This window comes from Pedobacter sp. R20-19 (assembly GCF_000708265.2).
In the GTDB taxonomy this organism is placed as follows: Bacteria; Bacteroidota; Bacteroidia; order Sphingobacteriales; family Sphingobacteriaceae; genus Pedobacter.
The window spans coordinates 136,369-156,150 of record NZ_JCKI01000004.1 but is presented as its reverse complement, the minus strand read 5'-3'; the positions used below and the strand labels follow the sequence as shown (position 1 = coordinate 156,150).

The following is a 19,782-nucleotide window of genomic DNA, read 5'->3' as shown; positions in this document are numbered from 1 at the left end:
TAACTAAGAAAATTCAAGATATTTCTCTTCAATTAAACAAAGCATTTCATCAGCTAAATAATCTGTAAAGCCGACAGAAGCACTTGTTTGAATTAACCTTGATTTTAAAAATTCCGGAAGCGCGTTTAATGATTTATCATCATCTAAAATAATAAAATGATCTCTGGAGGTATCCAGATTAAACCATTCTAAAATTTCTCCCTTACGATCTAAATTTTTAACATTATCAGGAAGACGGCTAATTTTAGTTAGATTGATATTTCTTGTTTTGAAAATGTTCAGCCACTCGTTCAACGTAAATTTAAATTTATGTGATGTGGTGAGCACAACTTCTAATTCTGTGTGGGAGAGTACTTTATTAAGCGCTGCAATTGCCTTAATATTAAACTCGGTAAACCCATCCGCTAAAATCTTAGGTCTTCTCCATGAGTTTGCAGGCACCATTACACCATCTATGTCTAACAACAAAAGCATAAACAAATTTATGTATTTTATTTTGTTATTTCAATAATTTTATTAAAAGGGATATTGTTAAAATACGCATCAAGTTGATTAAGGAATTTAATTTTACTTTTCGTATCCCATTCTTCGTCAACAAATTCTACATCCGTCCACTCATATTCTAATGTCGCAAGTGTTCTATAAGATGGCACGCTGCCAAGTTTGATATTTGCTAAAAGTGAACTGATATACCGATGGTGGACATCGATAATTAAATGATCACATATTTTAATGTCATCAAATTTAATATCGTTAATCATTTTTTTATAAATTCTATTAATGATCGGTATGGAGAGTCTGGCATGCGATGAAAATAAGCTGGCTTTTCCTTCACTAATAACATTTAATATAATTTCATTTGTAATGTGCTCCATAGTAAAAATTTCGAATAACGATTACCGTGGAATGTGATCAATAGAAGAGAGAAGTATTGAAAACTAAGATTTAAAATATTGCTTTAAATCAAAAGGTGTCCTAAACACGAGTGAAGATTATTTTTATGTTTAAGGGTTTCATTAACAACAATTATAGTAAACCTTAACTTTCTGATCTTTCTCACTCCAGGCAATATAAACATTACTTTCTTTCCCTAACCGATATTTAAAACCGTTTAATCGAGATTTTTTAAGCTCTTCATAAAAGATTTTGTCAGGCACATAATTGTCTGCTTGATCAGTTGGCAATACGGCTGGAACAAGAAAGTTATCTTCTGAGAAAAAATTATCTGCAATCGTTTTTAGAAAAGCGATCTGCTCCTTTTCTTTTGATAAATCAACATTGGGATCTGTGTTTACTAATAAATCTTTACCCTTTAATTCAACATGATATATTTCATCACCTTTTGCTCTTGTAATGTTAAAAATCAAAACCATTTCTTCAGGCTTACGGCCAGTGAGCTCAATTTTGAATGTGTCTTGTGTATTTAGGCTGGAGAACGACTTAGTTAAACTCTGGCTAACGTTTTTGAACACCTTTAATTCACCCTTATTTTTATTTCCGGATTGGCATGAGGTTAATAACAAGATAAAGCAGAAGAAGGTAAAGGGTAAAATATTTTTCATGCTCTAAAATACAAAATTTAAGATTTATTAAATGATCCAGAAAGAAATAGCATTTAAATTAATGCGTGTAATATTCATTGCTATCTAATTAACAGTAAAAAAATTAGCCTTTCTTTTCTATTAATTAGGAAATATTTATATTTGTGTAACCAGTTACGTAATTAATATGAATATATTTAATGAAATAGGAAAAGTTGCTATTGGAAGTAGATTAAGAATTTTTACAGATAAGGTTACTGAAGACGCTGCAAATATTTACCAGCTGTATGAAATAGATATGTTGCCAAAATGGTTTCCCGTTTACTATTCATTAATGGGAGGTGGAGATAAAACCATTAGTAATATTGCCCAGAATATTGGCCATTCGCATCCCTCTGTTAGCAAAATAATTAGTGAGATGATCAAAAAAGGTTACGTTAAAGAAGGTAAAGACAAGAGTGATGGTAGAAAAAATGTAGTCAGTTTAACCGAGGCAGGCAATGAAATTTCAGAAAAGCTAAAAACACAAATTGAAGATGTTAACCTGGCCATTGAAGAATTGTCTGCAAAAACACAAAATAACCTATGGGAAGCCATTGGTGAGTGGGAATTTTTACTAGAACAAAAGAGTTTGTTAAAACGGGTTATGGAAAAGAAAAAAGAACGTGATGGTTTGAAAGTGGAAATTGTAGATTACAAGCCGCAATATCAGGATGCATTTAAATCATTAAACGAAGAATGGATTTCTACTTACTTTACCATGGAAGATTCTGATTACAAAGCACTAGACCAGCCGCAAAGTTATATTTTAGATAAAGGAGGATATATTTTAGTAGCACTTTTTAACGGAGAATCCCTAGGTGTTTGTGCGCTAATTAAAATGAACGATGGTGAATACGATTTTGAACTGGCTAAAATGGCGGTTGCACCGGTGGCACAAGGTAAAAATATCGGCTTCCTTCTTGCTTCTGCCATAATTGAAAAAGCAAAATCTTTACATGCATCAAAAATTTACCTGGAAAGTAATACGGTTTTGAAACCAGCTATCAATCTTTACTATAAACTTGGGTTTAAAAAAGTAGTTGGCAAGCCTACGCCATATGCCCGGTGTAATATTCAGATGGAATTGGTTTTACAGTAAAATCACTGCAGATCAGAGGATGTGTTAGTTTGATTGTAAAAGTCTTTAAACACATAAAATGCGACTAAGCCATATCCAATCTTAATCTGCAAATCTGCGGTTAATGATTAGTCTAGTTTCAGAGCCTCTAGCAGCTTATTTAACTTCAATAAGTCCTCTGGGGTATCAATGGCAACTGTTTCTAAATCAGTTACTTTTGTTTGAATGTAAAAACCATTTTCAATCCAACGCAGTTGCTCCAGGCTTTCGGCAATTTCTAATGATGATTGTGGTAATTTTGTAATCGCCTTTAAGGATTCTGTTCTATAGCCGTAAATGCCAATGTGTTTGTAAAACTGATGTTTTTCTGCCCAAACGCCAGGTTCTCCATTTCTAATAAATGGAATCGGACTCCGGCTGAAATACATGGCTCTTCCATTTATATCAATCACCACTTTCGGGCTATTTGGATTATAAATGCTTTCCTGACTTTGAATAGGTTTAATTAAAGTTGCCAATTCCACCTTATCTTCTGCAAAGCAACTTGCCAGCAAATCGATTTGTGCAGGTTCGATAAAAGGTTCGTCACCTTGAATATTGATCACTATATCAAATTCCGGCAATTGCTCAATTACTTCTGCGCATCTATCCGTTCCACTTTGATGATGTGCGGCCGTAAACACAAACTCACCTCCAAATTTTTCAACTTCATCCGCAATTCGCTGATCATCAGTAGCAATTACAACCTTCGATAAACTTTTGGCTTTCAAAGCTTGTTCGTAAACCCGTTGAATCATACTCTTGCCAGCGATATCAACCAGCGGTTTGCCAGGAAAACGGGTAGAGGCATAGCGAGCCGGGATGATTCCAATTATCTGCGAATTTTTAGAGTTGAACCTTGAATTTCTATCGTTCATAAATTAGGATAGATGGATTTTATAATATATAAATGCAAAGATAAGCGCCATAATAAAATAAGAAGCTGGATGAGCAAAATTCAATGTCCAGCCTAATAGTTTAATCCGTTTAGGCACAAATAACCGCTTATCACTGGAGTTGAAATAAAGAAAGTATAGCTTCCAGTTTGATTCGTGATCATGTTTAAAATCTTCTTTCATCATTATAGAATATAGTTTTAAACTTTCTGATACATCTTTTTTTAGCTCCTTTTTAGGAGACCCGGTGGCTAAAACAACCCGTTAATTTCAGCTTCAATGGATTGAATTACAGTTCCCAAATCTTCAGGATTGTTAGTGAAATCCAATTTATCTTTATCTAAAATTAATAACTTACCCAGATTATAACCTTTAATCCATGCCTCATACTTTTCATTTAGCTTAGATAAATAATCGATCCGGATTCCAGCTTCATATTCACGGCCACGACGTTGAATATTGTTCACCAATGTAGGAACTGATGCCCGTAAATACACTAATAAATCTGGTGGTTTAATAAATGAGGTGATGTTATCAAATATTGCCCTATAATTATCATGGTCGCGGGTCGTCATTAAAGCCATGTCATGTAGGTTCTCCGCAAAGATGTGTGCATCTTCATAAATGGTCCTGTCCTGAATAACATTACGTTTGTTTACTTCAATGTCTGTAATTTGCTGAAAACGACTATTTAAAAAGTAAATCTGAAGGTTAAAGCTCCAACGTTTCATGTCACTGTAAAAATCTTCCAGATAAGGGTTATTATCAACGGCTTCATATAAAGCCTCCCACCCATAATTCTTTGCCAGTAAACCTGTTAAGGTTGTTTTTCCAGCACCAATATTGCCTACAATTGCGATATGCATCTCTTTTAAATATGAGATATAAGATAAAAAGATATGAGATTTGAGAATATACAAACTTTCTCAAATCTAAAGTCTAATTTCTCATATCTATTTATAATAATTAAAAACTTTTGAACCCAATTAATTTACGAACTTCTCTGATGGTGTTTTGTGCGCTTTCACGAGCTTTTAAAGCACCATGTTTGGCTACTTGTCTTAAATAAAGATCATCTTTAGAAAGTTCTTCAATACGTTCTCTAATTGGCGTGTTAAATACAATCATATCTTCTGCAAGTTGTTTCTTCATATCGCCGTAACGGATTTGCATTTTATTGTATAATCCATCAAAATGCTCAATCGTATCAGCAGTTGAAACAATCTTCATTAAATCAAACAGGTTTTGAATGGCTTCTGGTTTTTCCTGATTTTCTTCCGTCGGACCGCTATCGCTTACCGCTCTTGATACCTTTTTACGGATAACTTCAGGACTGTCTGATAAATAAATGCAATTTCCATCACCATCTGATTTACTCATCTTTCCTTTACCTTCCAATCCAGGAACTTTCACCAAATTATCAGCATAATTGAATGCAAAAGATTCTGGGAAAAAATCAGCATTGTACATTCTGTTGAAACGGTTTCCGAAGTTACGCGTCATTTCCAAATGCTGTTCCTGATCTTTACCCACAGGAACTTTAGTCGCTTTGTGAATTAATATATCTGCAGCCATTAATGTTGGGTAGGTTAATAAGCCTGCGTTTACATTATCAGGATTTGATCTGATTTTTTCTTTGAAAGAAGCACTACGCTCAAGTTCGCCCAAATAGGCATTCATATTCAGGTATAAATAAAGCTCAGAAACTTCTGGAACATCACTTTGTACATATATCGTGGTTTCTTCCGGATTAATCCCGCAGGCTAAATATTCTACCAAAACGTGGCGCACATAGCCATGTAAATCACCTGGAGTTGGATGAGTGGTTAAAGAATGAAGATCTGCAATAAAAAAATAGCAGTTATAATCATACTGCATCTTTACAAAATTGGTTACCGCACCAAAATAATTTCCTAAATGTAGCTTTCCTGTTGGCCTGATGCCACTCACCACCGTTTCTTTCATAATGCCACGAAATTAAAAATAAAAAACAAGCAATGTATAACATCTAACCAATTTTAATATAAACAGTGGTTAGATGATGTATTATTGACTCAATTTTAAAATTAGAGCCTTACTAAATTGTAATTGTCTGGCTATTTTATATTTTTGATGCTTATGATTAAACTCTTAAGGCAGTTTCACAGGCTATGGTATCTTTTCTGGATTGTGTTTTTCTTCGCCTTATTTTATCCACTGTATTATATCACATCCAGAAATGAAAGATATTATGGGATACTCAACTTCTGCCGTAAAGTAAATAGCTTTTTATGCAGTTGCTTCTCAGGTGTCTTTTTCTCCTTTACTTATGAAGAAAAACTGGATAGAAAGCAAACTTATATTTATTGTGCCAACCATAGTTCGAACCTCGATATAATGATTTTCTGTATTATGGGCCATGGAAAATATCATTTTATGGGAAAAGATGAGTTACTTAAAAATCCAGTATTGGGCATTTTTTTTAAAACAATTGATATTTCTGTAAACCGTGAAAGTAAAATCTCCGCTTTCAGGGCATTTAAAAAAGCCGGAGAAAATTTAGAAAAGGGGAGGAGTCTGATTATTTTTCCGGAAGGGAAAATAGATGTTCACTATCCCCCAATATTAGGTGAATTTAAGAATGGGCCTTTTAGGTTGGCTATTGATAAAAATATACTCCTGGTTCCGGTGAGTATTACTAATGTTTGGAAAATTAACTGGGATGATGGCTCCCAATACGGAAGTAAGCCGGGAATTTGCGATATTTACGTCCATAAACCCATCAATACCGCAATTTTAACCGTTGATGATGCTGATACACTCAAAGAGCAGGTTTATCAATTAATAAATAGTAAGTTAGTAAGATGAATTTAGACGCAAAAACCATTCATAAAATCGCAGATCTGGCCAGGATTCATATTGATGAAGAAGCAGCAGAGAATTTGATCCCTGAAATGAATAAGATTTTATCATTTATGGAGAAATTAAACGAATTGGATACTTCTCATGTAAAGCCACTGGTATATATGAATGAAGCCACAAATGTTTGGAGGGAGGATATTGTTAAACAGGAAATTGCTACCGCTGATGGATTAAAAAATGCAGCGAAACATACGGATCAGTTTTTTATGGTTCCGAAAATTATTGAGAAATAGCAAGTTTATTCAAGATCTGTTTAGCATTTTTTTATTCATCTTGTAACATCTTACCTATTAAGCCTGTCTAAAAAAGAAAAAACATGGAGCAACCACTTATTATCATTAAAGAAATCGGGCGTAAATATGTCATCGGATCAGAAGTAATTCATGCCTTAAAATCGGTTTCTCTGGATATTAATAAAGGAGAATTTGTTGCTTTAATGGGCCCATCTGGTTCCGGTAAATCTACTTTAATGAATATTTTGGGTTGTTTAGATACCCCTTCAAGCGGCACTTATGTTTTGAATGGAACCAATGTAAGTCATATGACAGATGATGCATTGGCAGAAGTTCGGAATCAGGAAATCGGATTTGTTTTTCAGACTTTTAATTTACTCCCTCGATCTACCGCTTTGGATAATGTAGCCCTGCCGCTTATTTACGCAGGCAGCAGCAAAAAAGACCGGGAAGCTCGAGCAGCTAAAGCTTTGGAAAATGTGAACCTCGGTAACCGTATGGATCACAAACCTAATGAACTTTCTGGTGGTCAACGTCAGCGGGTGGCTGTGGCCAGAGCTTTAATTAACGATCCATCTATTATCCTGGCCGATGAGCCTACCGGTAACCTGGACACTAAAACATCTATTGAGATAATGGGTTTGCTGGAAGAAATTCATAGTAAAGGAAATACCATTATTTTAGTAACCCATGAGGAAGATATTGCGCAACATGCACATCGAATAGTACGCATGCGTGATGGTTTAATTGAAAATGATTATCTGAATACAGATATTAAAAATGTTTCGCCACGCCTCCAGGCTTTAAAAGATAGTGGGAGCGACTGGGAAAAAATTAACTAAACAATTCTTAAATCCTTCATATGGATTTGGATAATACATAAATATCTCAGAAAAGAGATCAGCGTCATGAAAATTTACACTAAAACAGGTGATAAAGGTCAAACGTCATTAATTGGAGGTACCCGTGTACCTAAATTCCATAAACGTATCGAAAGCTATGGCACAGTTGATGAACTGAACTCATATGTTGGATTAATCATGTGCCAGGATATTGATGAGCACCATAAAAAATTACTAAAAGAGATTCAGGATCGTTTATTTACAATAGGCGCATCTTTAGCTGCTGATCCCCAAAATTCAAGAATGAAAATTCCTGATTTGCATGATTCAGATATTATTTTGTTGGAAAACGAAATGGATTCGATGAACGAATTACTGCCGGCATTAAAACATTTTGTGCTGCCAGGCGGAAATACTGTCGTTTCTTACTGCCATATTGCTAGGTGTGTTTGCCGGAGGGCAGAAAGACTAACAGTGGAATTGGCAGAACATAACTTTGTAGATGAGCATGTAACCGTATATTTAAATCGTTTAAGTGATTATTTGTTCGTTTTGGCACGAAAACTGAATATGGATTTTGGAGCAGAGGAAAACATTTGGATCCCACGTGTTTAAAAGTTGAAAAATAAGTTTGTTTAGCTCAAAAATTTTAATATACTTTGCGCATTATTAAGAACAAGAATTTAATTGAATTGAAGATATGTATTGGACATTAGAATTAGCATCGCACTTGGAAGACGCACCTTGGCCTGCAACTAAAGATGAATTAATTGACTATGGAATCCGCTCTGGTGCTCCTGTAGAAGTTATTGAGAACTTACAGGCTTTAGAAGATGACGGTGAACCTTATGAAACTATTGAAGAGATTTGGCCAGATTATCCGACTAAAGAAGATTTCTTCTTTAATGAAGATGAATACTAAAGATTTCAAAAAATATAAACCGTTCAGTGATAAGCTGAGCGGTTTTTTTGTAAATATACATTTGAACTGATTTCTCTACTAATTAAGTTTACGAAAGTAGATTTAACTGAAATTTTAAGAAATCTGCTCAATAGGATATTTTTTTATGTTTCATATTTAGCTGAAAAGCAACCGTTAAGAATAGTTACCAAAAAAATATTTACATTTTTTAAACAAAATGAGAATGTACACTGTTACTACATCAACATTTACTTAAAAAATTAACACTATGGGAAATTTATTGTATTTAGTAGCAGTGGTATTGGTTATACTATGGGTGATCGGATTTTTATTCCACGGCTTTGGTGATGTAGGTAACATCATTCACGTTTTATTAGTAATCGCAGTTATTGCAATCTTGCTAAAAGTTATTGGCAGAGCAACCTAAGATACGTTAACCAATTTTTATCCATGCAGATTTTGATATCAATGGAAAGAATTAAAAAGGTGTTTCATTTTGATGAAGCGCCTTTTTTTATAAATTATTTTTTCAATAAGAGTTCTGCTAATTCCAAATCGATAGGATAGGTGATTTTAATATTATTACGCTCACCTTCTATGATATTAATATTCTCTTTCATTGCTTCTACAACACTGGCATCATCAGTAAAATGACTGTTAAATTCTTGTAGATAAGCTTTCTTCAGTGTGCTTAAACTGAATGTTTGAGGTGTTTGTACCAGGTAGATTTCATCTCGCTTTAAAGCAACAGATTCTTCACCTCTGAGCATTCTCACGCTATCGCTGGATTGTACAGCTGCAATCACATTTCCTATGGCTTCGGCCCGTTTAAAGCAATTGTCTATTAGCTCTTTTGAAACTAGCGGACGAACAGCGTCATGAATGGCTACAAAGCTTTCTTCATTAATGCTATCAATGGCATTTTTAACAGAATAAAACCGTTCCGTTCCGCCATTAATGATTTTGTGTGGTATCCGAAAATTAAACTCTTCACAAAGCCTTCTCCAGTATCCTTGCTGATCTATATTTAATACCAGTAAAATTTTAGGTTGAGTATCGCTTTGAGCAAAAGCTTTAATCGTATGCATCAAAACCGGGAGGTTTTTAAGCAATAAAAATTGTTTTGGAGTTTCTGTTTGCATCCGATTGCCAGAACCGCCTGCTACAATTATAGCGTAGTATTTCATTTTTAAGAGATGAGGTGATAGATTTGAGATATGAAACTTGATTGAACTCAAATCTCATACCTCACTACTCAAATCTAGATAATCAGCATGGCATCACCATAACTATAAAACTTATATTTTTCTTTTACAGCAATTTCATAAGCGTTCATTACATTCTCATAGCCACCAAAAGCACTTACCATCATCAATAATGTAGATTCTGGTGTATGAAAGTTAGTGATCATAGAATTGGCAATACTGAATTCGTATGGAGGAAAGATAAACTTACTTGTCCAGTCATTAGCAGATTTTAAAGTTCTGTTAGCAGAAACTGCTGATTCAATAGAACGCATAGATGTGGTACCTACTGCACAGATTTTTCTTTTTTCTTCTAATGCTTTATTTACAATGTTGGCATCTTTTGGCTCGATAATGAATTGTTCAGAATCCATTTTATGCTTGGTTAAATCTTCCACCTCAACCGTTCTGAATGTGCCAAGACCTACATGCAAGGTTACTTCTGCAAACTCAACACCTTTGAGTTCAAGGCGTTTCATTAACTCACGACTAAAATGCAAACCTGCAGTTGGGGCAGCTACAGCGCCTTCATGCTTTGCAAAAATAGTTTGATAACGTTCTTTATCTTCAGCAGTTGCTTTACGCTTAATGTATTTAGGAAGTGGCGTTTCACCTAAAATCTCTACGTTTCTTCTAAACTCTTCATCTGTTCCTTCAAACAAGAAGCGAATAGTACGTCCACGTGATGTCGTATTATCTACAACTTCTGCAACCAAAAGGTCGTCATCGCCAAAATAAAGCTTATTACCTACGCGGATTTTGCGGGCTGGATCTACCAATACATCCCATAAACGCAACTCTTTGTTTAATTCGCGAAGTAAAAATACTTCGATTGTCGCACCAGTTTTTTCTTTATTTCCATATAAACGGGCTGGAAAAACTTTGGTGTTATTTAATATCATAACGTCCTTGTCATCGAAATAACCGAGTACGTCTTTGAAAATTTTATGTTCAATTTTACCACTGTCTTTATGTAAGACCATTAAGCGAGCTTCGTCGCGTTGTTCTGCCGGATTGTTGGCTATTAATGCTTCTGGTAAGTTGAATTTGAATTGTGATAATTTCATTCTTGATGAATTTTTTGAGGTGCAAAAATACGAATTTAATTTTTCTTTTCGATATATTATCAAACGCAATTGATGTATATTATGTTTTCACCGTCTTAATTTACCTTAACCTACAATTAAACAATCTTTTAAGCGAAAAATAATTAGTTTTGATATTATTGTTGTAACCTTTTTTAGTGTATGGCATCTAACTTATAATTATGATAATTTTTAGGCTAATAGGCGAGAGTTTCCGTTTTGCGTTTGATGCATTGCGCCAGAATAAGTTGCGTACCATGCTATCATTGCTCGCAATAACCATTGGTATTTTTACAATTATTACTGTTTTTTCTGCAGTAGATACTTTTCGTGGTAAACTTCAGGCCAGCGTAGATAAACTAGGCTCCAATACCATCTTTATACAGAAATGGCCATGGAGTTTTGGTGATAATTATCCCTGGTGGAAATATATGAATCGTCCGCAGCCCTCTCTCCGTGATTTCGCGATGTTAAGAGAACGCATGGAAAACGCACAAGGAATTACCTTTGAAATATCTACAAGCGATAGAACCATAAAATACAGAAGCAGTTCTGTTGAAGGAATCACAGTATCAGCTGCTTCTCAAGACTTTGATAAAACCTGGAATTTTGAACTACAGGCTGGTCGTTATTTTACTGAAAGTGAAAGCAATAGCGGTGCACCTGTTTTATTAATGGGTGCCGACATTGCAGAAGGATTGTTTGGTTCAGACAATCCGATTGGGAAACAAGTACAAATTTTAGGTCGGCGGTTAACTGTTATAGGTGTGTTTAAAAAAGAGGGTGAAGATATGTTTGGAAGTACCCTTGATAAAAATGTTAACGTTCCTGTTAATTTTGCAAAAGGGGTTTTAGATATTCAAAGCGAACGATATGATCCACAAATTACAGTTCGCGGAAATGACAACGTGTCATTGGAAGAAATTGAGAGTGAACTTCAGGGTTTAATGCGATCAATTCATAGAATCAGGCCCGGTCAGGAAGATGATTTTGCCCTAAATAAAACCACTATTATTTCTAATCAGTTAGATTCTATGTTCACCATGGTTAACTGGGCAGGATGGATTATTGGCGGTTTCTCTATTCTGGTTGGTGGGTTTAGTATCGCCAACATTATGTTTGTATCCGTAAAGGAACGAACGAATATCATTGGCATTCAAAAATCATTGGGCGCTAAAAATTATTTCATTTTACTGCAATTTATTTTCGAGTCAATATCCCTGTGTATTCTCGGTGGTTTATTAGGTTTGTTACTGGTTTATTTGCTCGCCTTATTAATCGGTGCTATTACCGGGTTTAATATCATCTTAGGACTAAACAATATCATCCTTGGAATAGGAATTTCTATTATAATTGGTACAATATCTGGTTTCTGGCCAGCATATTCAGCATCCAGATTAGATCCGGTAGAAGCCATTAGAAGTTAATTCTTTTAATAATCTGATTGTAGGTAATTGAATCGATTAGTGTAAACCGTTGCCGTTTGTAACGAGAAACTGCAGAGATTTACACTTATCACATGTTTGAGAATAATTACGGGCGATGGAGTCGCCCTTCTTATACATCCTCGTTTTTAATGAGAACGAAAATTAATCAATAAAAAACCCCTCGTTAATCTAACGAAGGGCATTATTATATTTTAAATATATACTGGCTAAGCTAATTTACCCAATGCCTCTTTAATTCTTCTCAATGCTTCAACTAAGCTTTCATCAGATGCGGCATAAGATAGGCGGATATAGTTATTATTGCCAAAAGAATCACCACCAACTGTTGCTACATGACCAACATTTAATAAGTATAGGGCCAGGTCGGAAGAATCTTTAATCACATTTCCAGCAGCATCTTTTTTACCAAAGAAAGAACTGATTTCAGGGAAAAAGTAGAAGGCACCATCTGGAAGATTGGTTTTAACCCCAGGAATTTCATTGAGTAAATTATATACCAATTCTCTTCTGCGTAAAAAAGCCTCTTTCATCTTCAATACACTTTCTAAGCCCTGCTCATACGCAACAATACCAGCACGTTGAGCTATAGAACAAGTTCCTGACGTAGTTTGACCTTGCAATTTGTCATTAGCGGCGGCTATTTCCTTATTCGCAGCAATATAACCTAATCTCCAGCCTGTCATGGCAAAAGCCTTTGAAAATCCATTAACCACAATTACACGATCTTTAATACTGTCGAATTGAGCAATAGATTCATGACTATCAACAAAGTTGATGTGCTCATAGATCTCATCAGATAAGATATAAATGTTTGGATGTTTCTCAAAAACCTTAACCAGCGCAGCTAATTCTTCCTTATTATAAACCGAACCAGTTGGATTACATGGCGAAGAGAACATAAAAAGCTTAGATTTTGGTGTAATGACAGCTTCTAGTTGCTCAGGTGTAATCTTAAAATTACTTTCAAGATCAGTATCAATAAAAACTGACTTTCCTTCAGCAAGCGTCACCATTTCTGAATAAGAAACCCAGTAAGGTGTAGGAATGATCACTTCATCTTCTGGATCTATTAACGTCAGAATTACGTTTGAAAGAGATTGTTTAGCACCAGTAGAAACTACAATCTGAGAGATATCATAATCCAGATTGTTTTCCGTCTTTAATTTTTTAACAATGGCCTGGCGTAAATCAGGGTAACCTGGAACAGGGGAGTAGCGGGTGTAGTTTTCGTCTAATGCTTGTTTCGCAGCATTTTTAACATGGTCAGGCGTATTAAAATCGGGTTCACCAACACTTAAACTAATGATGTTAATGCCCTTAGACGCTAATTCGCGACCAAGTTTAGTCATTTTAAGGGTTGCAGATTCTGATAGACTGTTGATTCTTTTAGATAAGGTGCTCATGGTTAATTACTTTGAAGGCAAATATATAAACCAAATATTATTCTGCACTAAAAAATCCATAGTTTTTATCATTTAATTTGATCGATAAGCGTATTTTTGGAAAAAAAAATCGTGACAATCAAGAAAAAAGCAATAGCCATTTCACTTTTAGTGAGTGTGGTATTAATGTTTGCTAAGTTCGTTGCCTATTTTATTACGGGCTCTAATGCTATTTTAACAGATGCTGCAGAGAGTATTGTGAATGTGATAGCAGGAAGTTTTGCATTCTACAGCATTTATTTAAGTACACAACCACGGGATGAAAATCACCCTTATGGCCATGGTAAAGTAGAATTCTTTTCCGCATTTGTTGAAGGCATATTAATTCTGATTGCTGGCTTAATAATTATTTTTAAATCTTCTTATAACCTCATTTACCCGCATGCAGTTGGTAAGCTATTAGAAGGTACGCTGATTATTGGGATAACTGGCTTAATCAACATGATTGTGGGTTTAAAGCTGATTAATATCGGCGAAAAGGAGCATTCTGTAACCTTAAAGGCTGATGGAAAACATTTACTTACTGATACCTATACCAGTGCAGCAATTGTTATAGGCTTAATTTTAATTCAGCTAACAAATATAATTTGGTTAGATAGTTTGCTATCAGTACTGGTGGGCTTTTACATTATTTATTCCGGCTATCAGCTTACCAGGGGATCTGTTGGCGGATTGATGGACGAAAGTGATTTTACGTTGGTGGAAGAAGTTGTTGATGTTTTACAAAAACACAGGCACAATCCGTGGATTGACGTTCATAATCTTCGAACCCAACAGTATGGGCCAGAATTTCACATCGATTGCCATGTAACCCTTCCTTACTATTTTGATCTCAATCAGGTTCACCGGGAGATATCGCAAATTGATGAACTCATTAATAAAAATGGATTTCGAAAAGCAGAATTATTTATTCACGCTGATCCATGTTTACCAGAGTGTTGTCACTATTGCCATATGAGCGAGTGTAAAGTTCGTGCAGAAGCCTTTAAGAGTGAGATTGTATGGACACCTGAAATCGTTATTAAAAACAAGAAACATTTCGAATATGAGTTACTTTAATGTCAGGGTATATGGTTTAATCATTAACCAAAATAACGAGGTTTTAGTGAGTGATGAAGAAGAATATGGTGTTCGTTTTAGTAAATTTCCTGGTGGTGGATTAGAATTTGGAGAAGGTTTATTAGACGGCCTTAAACGTGAATTTATGGAAGAGTGTAATGCAGAAATTGACATTTTAAGGCACTTTTACACCACAGACTTTTTTGAGAAATCTTCTTTTAATGATAGCCAGCTGATTAGCATCTATTACCTTGTAAAAGAAAAAGCACCACTGCAATTGGTCTTTAAAACTAAAGTCTTTGATTTTGATTCAGAAGGTGAAATACTACAGGCTTTTAGATGGGTTGCCATTAAAGATCTCTTAGTAGAAGATATTACTTTTAAAACAGATCAGGTAGTGGCTCAAATGCTAAAAGATCAGTTTAACTCAATTTAGAATGTTCTTAAAATGATTATTAAGGAAATCAAAAAATCCTCTATTATTTAACCCATAGGCATTTTACTGGTATCCATATAAAGAATATTCCAGCGTTGTCCATCTAAATCAACAAAACCACAGCCATACATCCAGCCATCTTTATAACCAGGTTCGCCATAAAGTATTCCACCTGCTTCAATTACTCTTTTAGATATTTCGTCAACTTCTTCAGGACTTTCTGCATCAATTGAAAACAAAACTTCTGAGCCAGTTAATTGCTCTGGAAGATCTACGCCAGCAAAACCTTCAAAAATAGATTTTTGAAAGAGCATGATTACCAATTTATCATCTCCAACAAGAAAGGAAGCCGAATCATCACCAGCACCATAATTTGTATTAGGCGTAAACCCGATGTGTGTAAAAAACACCTTTGATTTACTTACATCTTTAACCGGTAAATTAATCCAGATTGATCTTGTCATAATGTGTGGTAATTCTATTTTAAATGGTAAAAGCTGCAATTGCTTGCCTGGTAATTAATTATCAGGCAAGCAAAATTTACATTTATTTTTTAGTAGTTTTCTTTAGGTATTTTTTAGCCAACTCTTCTGGCGCTACTGTACAATATGATTTGGTTATAGCATCCTTTAAGGTTTCTGGCTCAATAAATTTGATCTCAAAAATGGTCCAGCCTTGCTTTCCCCAACCTGCTTGTGCCGGATAGATGGCAGAAGGATCTAAATCAGAAAATTTATTCTGGTCTTTAGGGGTTAGTCTGAAAACGGCCTTTAAATTTAAATTATCAATGGTAATAAAAATTTTATCGTCAACTTTAAAAGAGTTTTTATTTGCGTTGGGTGCCTCAGCAACATTTTCAAATGATAGTGTAAGATCTCTAAAAGAATCTGGAGTCATAATATTAGTTTTAAAATTAATCTTTTGATAGAATAATATAAGCTTTTTGAATTAACAAACTTACATCAATTTTGATAGTTTTTCGAAATATAAAATTTGGGTATAGCTATAAAATCTCGTTTTGTATGATTTCGGTTGCACTATTACAAATGAAATCACCCCATGAAGCGATATATGAATTAGAGTTGAAATAACTTTTGAGGATATTGCTCCGCGTGGTTCAATATTAAATTTAGGATGTAACTGTTTGATTGATAAACAGCCAGGTCATTTTTAAGCGGAGCTATACCATCTGAAAGGAAATTTTTATTCGTAAAGTAACCCATGCCATAGAATTTGCCTTTCTCAATTAGTAAGCAACTTATTTCATCCGCTTCTCTACCTTCATCAACCAATGCAAAGCTAGGCTGAGTTTGTTGAATATCATCTATTGCGGCATTCAATTTTTTATTATAAACAGAAACAGTTTCAATACTGCTGCAGGCACCGAAACATTGGCCATTTTCATGCGCCTTACATCTGGTAGCTGTTTTCTGTAAGTAACAAAGCTTATTGCAAAGCTGATATTTATCTATAAGCAGATTTAAAAAATTATATCCTTCCAGTAAGCTATTAAAACTTTGAATGGCTTTGTTATTGGTTCTGTGTTTATCAATTCCCAGGCGCAGGTACCCATTCTGATCCTCGAAAATACATAAGTCGTACTTATGTTCGTAGCGTTTCATAGCCCTGTTATTCTCTGGCCAAAGACGCTTAATTTCGTTGGCTTCCAGTATTAAAGCCATTAACTCGGTGCCGCAAAGCACATAATCGATGTGATGAATATTTTTTAAAAAATCCTGACGCTGTTTATTGGTTTTGTTACCTGTGAAATGACTGGCAACCCGTTTTTTTAAATCTTTAGCCTTACCTACATAAACAATCTTTCCCTTGGCATCTTTAAAATAATAAACTCCGGGTTGATTAGGCAATCGTAAAAAAGATTCTTTATTTAGATTTGGTGGCAGGACCTGTTCCTTCGATGTTTTTTTGAGCATCTCTGCAATAACACCTTCCATATCATGTTCTAAAAGCAAATTAAAAAGAATGCTGGTCGCATCGGCATCACCAGCAGCACGGTGACGATTTTGAATGGGGATATTTAAACTGCTGCATAATTTGCCTAGGCTATAGGATGATTTGCCTGGAATCAATTTTCGGCTTAGTCTTACCGTACACAATTTTCTACATTGAAGATCAAAACCTGCCTGATCTAAATGATGTTTAAGAAATGAATAATCGAAGTTTACATTATGGGCAACAAAAACCTTATCATGCAATAGTTGATAAATTTGCAGGGCCACATCACTAAAAGTAGGTGCATCAACCAACATACGATCATCAATTCCGGTTAATGCTGTAATATATTCAGGAATGGGTATACCAGGATTAATCAGTGTGCTAAATGACTCTACTACCTGATTACCATCATGAATATTAATGGCAACTTCAGTAATACCATTTGCTGATGCATGGCCACCAGTGGTTTCAATATCTACAACTGCGTATAACATAGGTTTAATTGAAATACAAATTTATGCTAAAATAATTAGTATTGCAATGATTTAAATATTTCTTAAACAAAAAAAGCGACTGCCCAAAGGGGTAGTCGCTTAAATCAATTAGATAGACTTACTAAAGCTTATTTAATAATTTGCTCAGGTTTGGCTTAATACCAATAGAGATTGGAACAGTATTGAAAGTTCTATCCTGTATTTTCTTAAATCCATACATGTAACTGGCTTCTACAAATAAATTAGCTCCGCCAATATTATATTCAATCCCTCCGCCACCTTCGGCAATACCTAAACTATTTGATCTGTTATCCATATTCACTTGTAAGGTACTGGCATTAACGGCGACCTGAGGTGTTAAGATAAATCCGCCACCTGCACCAGCAAAGCCATAAAAAGCCCATTTATTTACAATTTTACGGTAACCCAGGGCTACGTTTAGTAAATAAGTAGTTGATCTGCCTTTTTGTATCGTATATGTAAAACCTGGATCAGGCGTAATTTGATTAAAAGTAAATGCGTGTAAACTTACTTTTGGATAAAGAAACAAACCACTATCACCTAAACCCAGATTAATACCTAAAGAGGTAGAAAATTTTGGTTTAAAGTAATCTGATGTTTGTCCCATTGGGAAAGCAAAGCCAATACCACTCATGCTGTAAAGTTTATCTGGTCGGCTGGTTTGTGCACTTGCATTTATAGATAATGCGGAGCATAGCATTATGATAGATGTTAAAAATCTTATTTTCATATATTAGTTGTTAGTTAGTTTATTTACTTTTTGTAATAAATCGGTCATGTTAAATGGCTTCTCTAAGTAATCATCAGGATGAAATTGTTGCGATACAATATAATTCTCATCATAACGGGCAGATGCCATTATCACTGGTATGTTCTCCGTTTCACTATTTGAACGAAGTTCTTTAAAAACCGCCCGGCCATCCATTCCATTTAGCATAATATCTAAAATAATCAGATCGGGGTGGTAATCTTTAATCGTCTTAAAAATATATCTGGGTGATAACAGCGGAAAAACATTAAACTGTTCAGCCTCTAGTGCAAGTTGAAAGACTTCCAAAATATCAGGATCATCATCTACAACTAAAATTCTTTTCAAAATGGATTCTCAATTAATAATTTAGTGGACTATCCTAATACAAATTTAACAGCGGAAAGTTTTAAACGGAAGGCAAAATAGTATGTATTATAGTTTGACCTTTTTAACGATATGATTTCATAAAAGCAGTAAACCAGCTTGATTGAAGCTATTCAGCATGGAATAGAATTTATCCTGTTATTAAATACGTTCATCAATCGCGGAGCAGTTACAGATTTTAACAACAAAAATGAATAAATTTAAGTTAAAATATAATTAGCTATGGTTAATGATAAATGAATAAAATGGTTATATTTAAAATATTGTATTACAGTATTTTATGTTTAAAATAGTGCCCTATTAAGATATGTATTGCTATCATTTCCGACTATAAAATCTAAACATTGTCCCATGAAAAATAAAATTGATCTTTTAAGTGTTTCTATCACCAATAGGGTGATTGAACTGCAGGAACATGGATATGACTTCGATTTCCTTTTACTAGCAAATGGAAGTTTACTTTGTATGCAAACCAATATGAATTATCCCATAAATAGTGTTTCAATTAGTATGATAGAGCATGGCTATGATTTTTTTGGAAAATGCTATAAAAATATCCATGCCATAGAAACAGGAAATGGAGAACGTGGAGTATTACTTACAGAATCTATCCTATAAATAATCACTTTAGATATTTAGTATTTTATATTGATTCGTAGGTTATATTTTGTTATTCCTTTAAGTTTTAAGTGATTGTATTTGAATTTGCAATTCTATTTTGATCAAATTTATTTTTTTGCCTGATGATTTTCCTTTCTTATTGATAAAGAGCAACTTTATCTGCAAATTCTTCTATATGTAATGTTCAAAATTTTTTCAAAGCTTCATTTTCTTTTCAGTTTTAATTTTATTGAATATATTTAAACAAAAATGAGTCTTGTTATTATATCTTATATGATCAGTTTGTTAAAATTTTCTCATTTATAAAATTAATCTAATCAGGTATAATAACTATCTCAAAATTTAAA

General features: G+C 34.3%; 26 protein-coding genes. 11 read left to right on the top strand and 15 right to left on the bottom strand.

The features are described 5' to 3' along the window. Positions 1-3: 3 nt before the first annotated feature. The 3 genes from AN34_RS11030 to AN34_RS11020 form a co-directional block, all read right to left on the bottom strand. A complete protein-coding gene (locus AN34_RS11030; protein ID WP_029285317.1) occupies positions 4-474 on the bottom strand; it encodes an HAD domain-containing protein in 471 nt (156 codons plus the stop codon). Positions 475-491: 17 nt separating this feature from the next. Then, entirely contained in the window at positions 492-875 is a 384-nt protein-coding gene (locus AN34_RS11025; RefSeq protein WP_029285316.1) for a hypothetical protein, read from the bottom strand. 141 nt (positions 876-1,016) lie between these two features. Then, positions 1,017-1,562 (bottom strand): hypothetical protein, encoded by a 546-nt coding sequence (locus tag AN34_RS11020; RefSeq protein WP_029285314.1) that lies wholly within the window; start codon positions 1,560-1,562, stop codon positions 1,017-1,019. Between the two features lie 166 nt (positions 1,563-1,728). Between AN34_RS11020 and AN34_RS11015 the strand changes: the two genes are divergently transcribed. Beyond that, positions 1,729-2,682, top strand: a complete 954-nt coding sequence (locus AN34_RS11015; protein WP_029285311.1) for a helix-turn-helix domain-containing GNAT family N-acetyltransferase — start codon at positions 1,729-1,731, stop codon at positions 2,680-2,682. A 107-nt stretch (positions 2,683-2,789) separates the two neighbouring features. On the opposite strand, the gene kdsB is transcribed toward AN34_RS11015, so the two are convergent. The 4 genes from kdsB to trpS all read right to left on the bottom strand — a co-directional run bounded on the left by kdsB (position 2,790) and on the right by trpS (position 5,561). Beyond that, on the bottom strand, positions 2,790-3,578 hold the full coding sequence (gene kdsB / locus AN34_RS11010; protein WP_051666447.1) for a 3-deoxy-manno-octulosonate cytidylyltransferase: 789 nt from the start codon (positions 3,576-3,578) through the stop codon (positions 2,790-2,792). A 3-nt stretch (positions 3,579-3,581) separates the two neighbouring features. Next, a complete protein-coding gene (locus tag AN34_RS21905; RefSeq protein WP_231625540.1) occupies positions 3,582-3,779 on the bottom strand; it encodes a DUF5808 domain-containing protein in 198 nt (65 codons plus the stop codon). Between the two features lie 68 nt (positions 3,780-3,847). Beyond that, positions 3,848-4,462, bottom strand: a complete 615-nt coding sequence (locus AN34_RS11000) for a deoxynucleoside kinase (RefSeq protein WP_025144984.1) — start codon at positions 4,460-4,462, stop codon at positions 3,848-3,850. 100 nt (positions 4,463-4,562) lie between these two features. Continuing rightward, on the bottom strand, positions 4,563-5,561 hold the full coding sequence (gene trpS / locus AN34_RS10995; RefSeq protein ID WP_029285305.1) for a tryptophan--tRNA ligase: 999 nt from the start codon (positions 5,559-5,561) through the stop codon (positions 4,563-4,565). Between the two features lie 153 nt (positions 5,562-5,714). Here trpS and AN34_RS10990 point away from each other — a divergent pair, with 153 nt between their 5' ends. The 6 genes from AN34_RS10990 (at position 5,715) to AN34_RS21625 (ending at position 8,921) form a co-directional block, all read left to right on the top strand. Further along, a complete protein-coding gene (locus tag AN34_RS10990) occupies positions 5,715-6,443 on the top strand; it encodes a 1-acyl-sn-glycerol-3-phosphate acyltransferase (RefSeq protein ID WP_029285303.1) in 729 nt (242 codons plus the stop codon). Beyond that, positions 6,440-6,730 (top strand): Asp-tRNA(Asn)/Glu-tRNA(Gln) amidotransferase subunit GatC, encoded by a 291-nt coding sequence (gene gatC, locus AN34_RS10985; protein WP_029285301.1) that lies wholly within the window; start codon positions 6,440-6,442, stop codon positions 6,728-6,730. Before AN34_RS10990 ends, gatC begins: the two co-directional genes overlap by 4 nt. An 83-nt stretch (positions 6,731-6,813) precedes the next feature. After that, complete coding sequence (locus AN34_RS10980) at positions 6,814-7,572, top strand: ABC transporter ATP-binding protein (RefSeq protein WP_029285299.1); 759 nt, start codon at positions 6,814-6,816, stop codon at positions 7,570-7,572. Between the two features lie 66 nt (positions 7,573-7,638). After that, positions 7,639-8,187 (top strand): cob(I)yrinic acid a,c-diamide adenosyltransferase, encoded by a 549-nt coding sequence (locus AN34_RS10975; RefSeq protein WP_029285296.1) that lies wholly within the window; start codon positions 7,639-7,641, stop codon positions 8,185-8,187. A gap of 85 nt (positions 8,188-8,272) precedes the next feature. Continuing rightward, positions 8,273-8,494, top strand: a complete 222-nt coding sequence (locus tag AN34_RS10970; RefSeq protein ID WP_010603503.1) for a DUF2795 domain-containing protein — start codon at positions 8,273-8,275, stop codon at positions 8,492-8,494. A 268-nt stretch (positions 8,495-8,762) separates the two neighbouring features. After that, positions 8,763-8,921: a lmo0937 family membrane protein gene (locus tag AN34_RS21625; RefSeq protein ID WP_010603502.1), complete on the top strand. Its 159-nt coding sequence runs from the start codon at positions 8,763-8,765 to the stop codon at positions 8,919-8,921. 94 nt (positions 8,922-9,015) lie between these two features. Here the strand turns inward: AN34_RS21625 and AN34_RS10965 are convergent, their stop codons facing one another. Both AN34_RS10965 and queA read right to left on the bottom strand, forming a co-directional pair. Beyond that, positions 9,016-9,681 (bottom strand): 2-C-methyl-D-erythritol 4-phosphate cytidylyltransferase, encoded by a 666-nt coding sequence (locus AN34_RS10965; protein ID WP_029285294.1) that lies wholly within the window; start codon positions 9,679-9,681, stop codon positions 9,016-9,018. 74 nt (positions 9,682-9,755) lie between these two features. After that, complete coding sequence (gene queA / locus AN34_RS10960) at positions 9,756-10,805, bottom strand: tRNA preQ1(34) S-adenosylmethionine ribosyltransferase-isomerase QueA (RefSeq protein WP_029285292.1); 1,050 nt, start codon at positions 10,803-10,805, stop codon at positions 9,756-9,758. 200 nt (positions 10,806-11,005) lie between these two features. On the opposite strand from queA, the gene AN34_RS10955 reads away from it, so the two are divergent. Beyond that, on the top strand, positions 11,006-12,250 hold the full coding sequence (locus AN34_RS10955; RefSeq protein ID WP_029285290.1) for an ABC transporter permease: 1,245 nt from the start codon (positions 11,006-11,008) through the stop codon (positions 12,248-12,250). A 227-nt stretch (positions 12,251-12,477) separates the two neighbouring features. On the opposite strand, the gene AN34_RS10950 is transcribed toward AN34_RS10955, so the two are convergent. Beyond that, positions 12,478-13,674 carry a pyridoxal phosphate-dependent aminotransferase gene (locus tag AN34_RS10950; RefSeq protein WP_029285288.1) on the bottom strand — a complete coding sequence of 399 codons (1,197 nt, stop codon included), beginning with the start codon at positions 13,672-13,674 and terminating at the stop codon, positions 12,478-12,480. Between the two features lie 111 nt (positions 13,675-13,785). Here AN34_RS10950 and AN34_RS10945 point away from each other — a divergent pair, with 111 nt between their 5' ends. Continuing rightward, positions 13,786-14,772 (top strand): cation diffusion facilitator family transporter, encoded by a 987-nt coding sequence (locus tag AN34_RS10945; RefSeq protein ID WP_029285286.1) that lies wholly within the window; start codon positions 13,786-13,788, stop codon positions 14,770-14,772. Next, on the top strand, positions 14,759-15,208 hold the full coding sequence (locus AN34_RS10940) for an NUDIX domain-containing protein (protein WP_029285284.1): 450 nt from the start codon (positions 14,759-14,761) through the stop codon (positions 15,206-15,208). Before AN34_RS10945 ends, AN34_RS10940 begins: the two co-directional genes overlap by 14 nt. 47 nt (positions 15,209-15,255) lie before the next feature. Here AN34_RS10940 and AN34_RS10935 read toward each other — a convergent pair whose 3' ends face one another. From AN34_RS10935 to AN34_RS10915, 5 genes are all read right to left on the bottom strand, one after another. Continuing rightward, complete coding sequence (locus tag AN34_RS10935) at positions 15,256-15,672, bottom strand: VOC family protein (RefSeq protein ID WP_029285282.1); 417 nt, start codon at positions 15,670-15,672, stop codon at positions 15,256-15,258. A gap of 82 nt (positions 15,673-15,754) precedes the next feature. After that, a complete protein-coding gene (locus tag AN34_RS10930; RefSeq protein ID WP_051666445.1) occupies positions 15,755-16,105 on the bottom strand; it encodes an MmcQ/YjbR family DNA-binding protein in 351 nt (116 codons plus the stop codon). 179 nt (positions 16,106-16,284) lie between these two features. Continuing rightward, positions 16,285-17,658 (bottom strand): exonuclease domain-containing protein, encoded by a 1,374-nt coding sequence (locus AN34_RS10925; RefSeq protein WP_029285278.1) that lies wholly within the window; start codon positions 17,656-17,658, stop codon positions 16,285-16,287. Between the two features lie 121 nt (positions 17,659-17,779). After that, positions 17,780-18,409, bottom strand: a complete 630-nt coding sequence (locus AN34_RS10920) for a hypothetical protein (RefSeq protein ID WP_157263285.1) — start codon at positions 18,407-18,409, stop codon at positions 17,780-17,782. Between the two features lie 3 nt (positions 18,410-18,412). Next, positions 18,413-18,775: a PleD family two-component system response regulator gene (locus AN34_RS10915; RefSeq protein ID WP_051666443.1), complete on the bottom strand. Its 363-nt coding sequence runs from the start codon at positions 18,773-18,775 to the stop codon at positions 18,413-18,415. Positions 18,776-19,165: 390 nt separating this feature from the next. Here AN34_RS10915 and AN34_RS10910 point away from each other — a divergent pair, with 390 nt between their 5' ends. Continuing rightward, on the top strand, positions 19,166-19,432 hold the full coding sequence (locus AN34_RS10910) for a hypothetical protein (protein WP_029285272.1): 267 nt from the start codon (positions 19,166-19,168) through the stop codon (positions 19,430-19,432). The last annotated feature ends 350 nt before the right edge of the window (positions 19,433-19,782 follow it).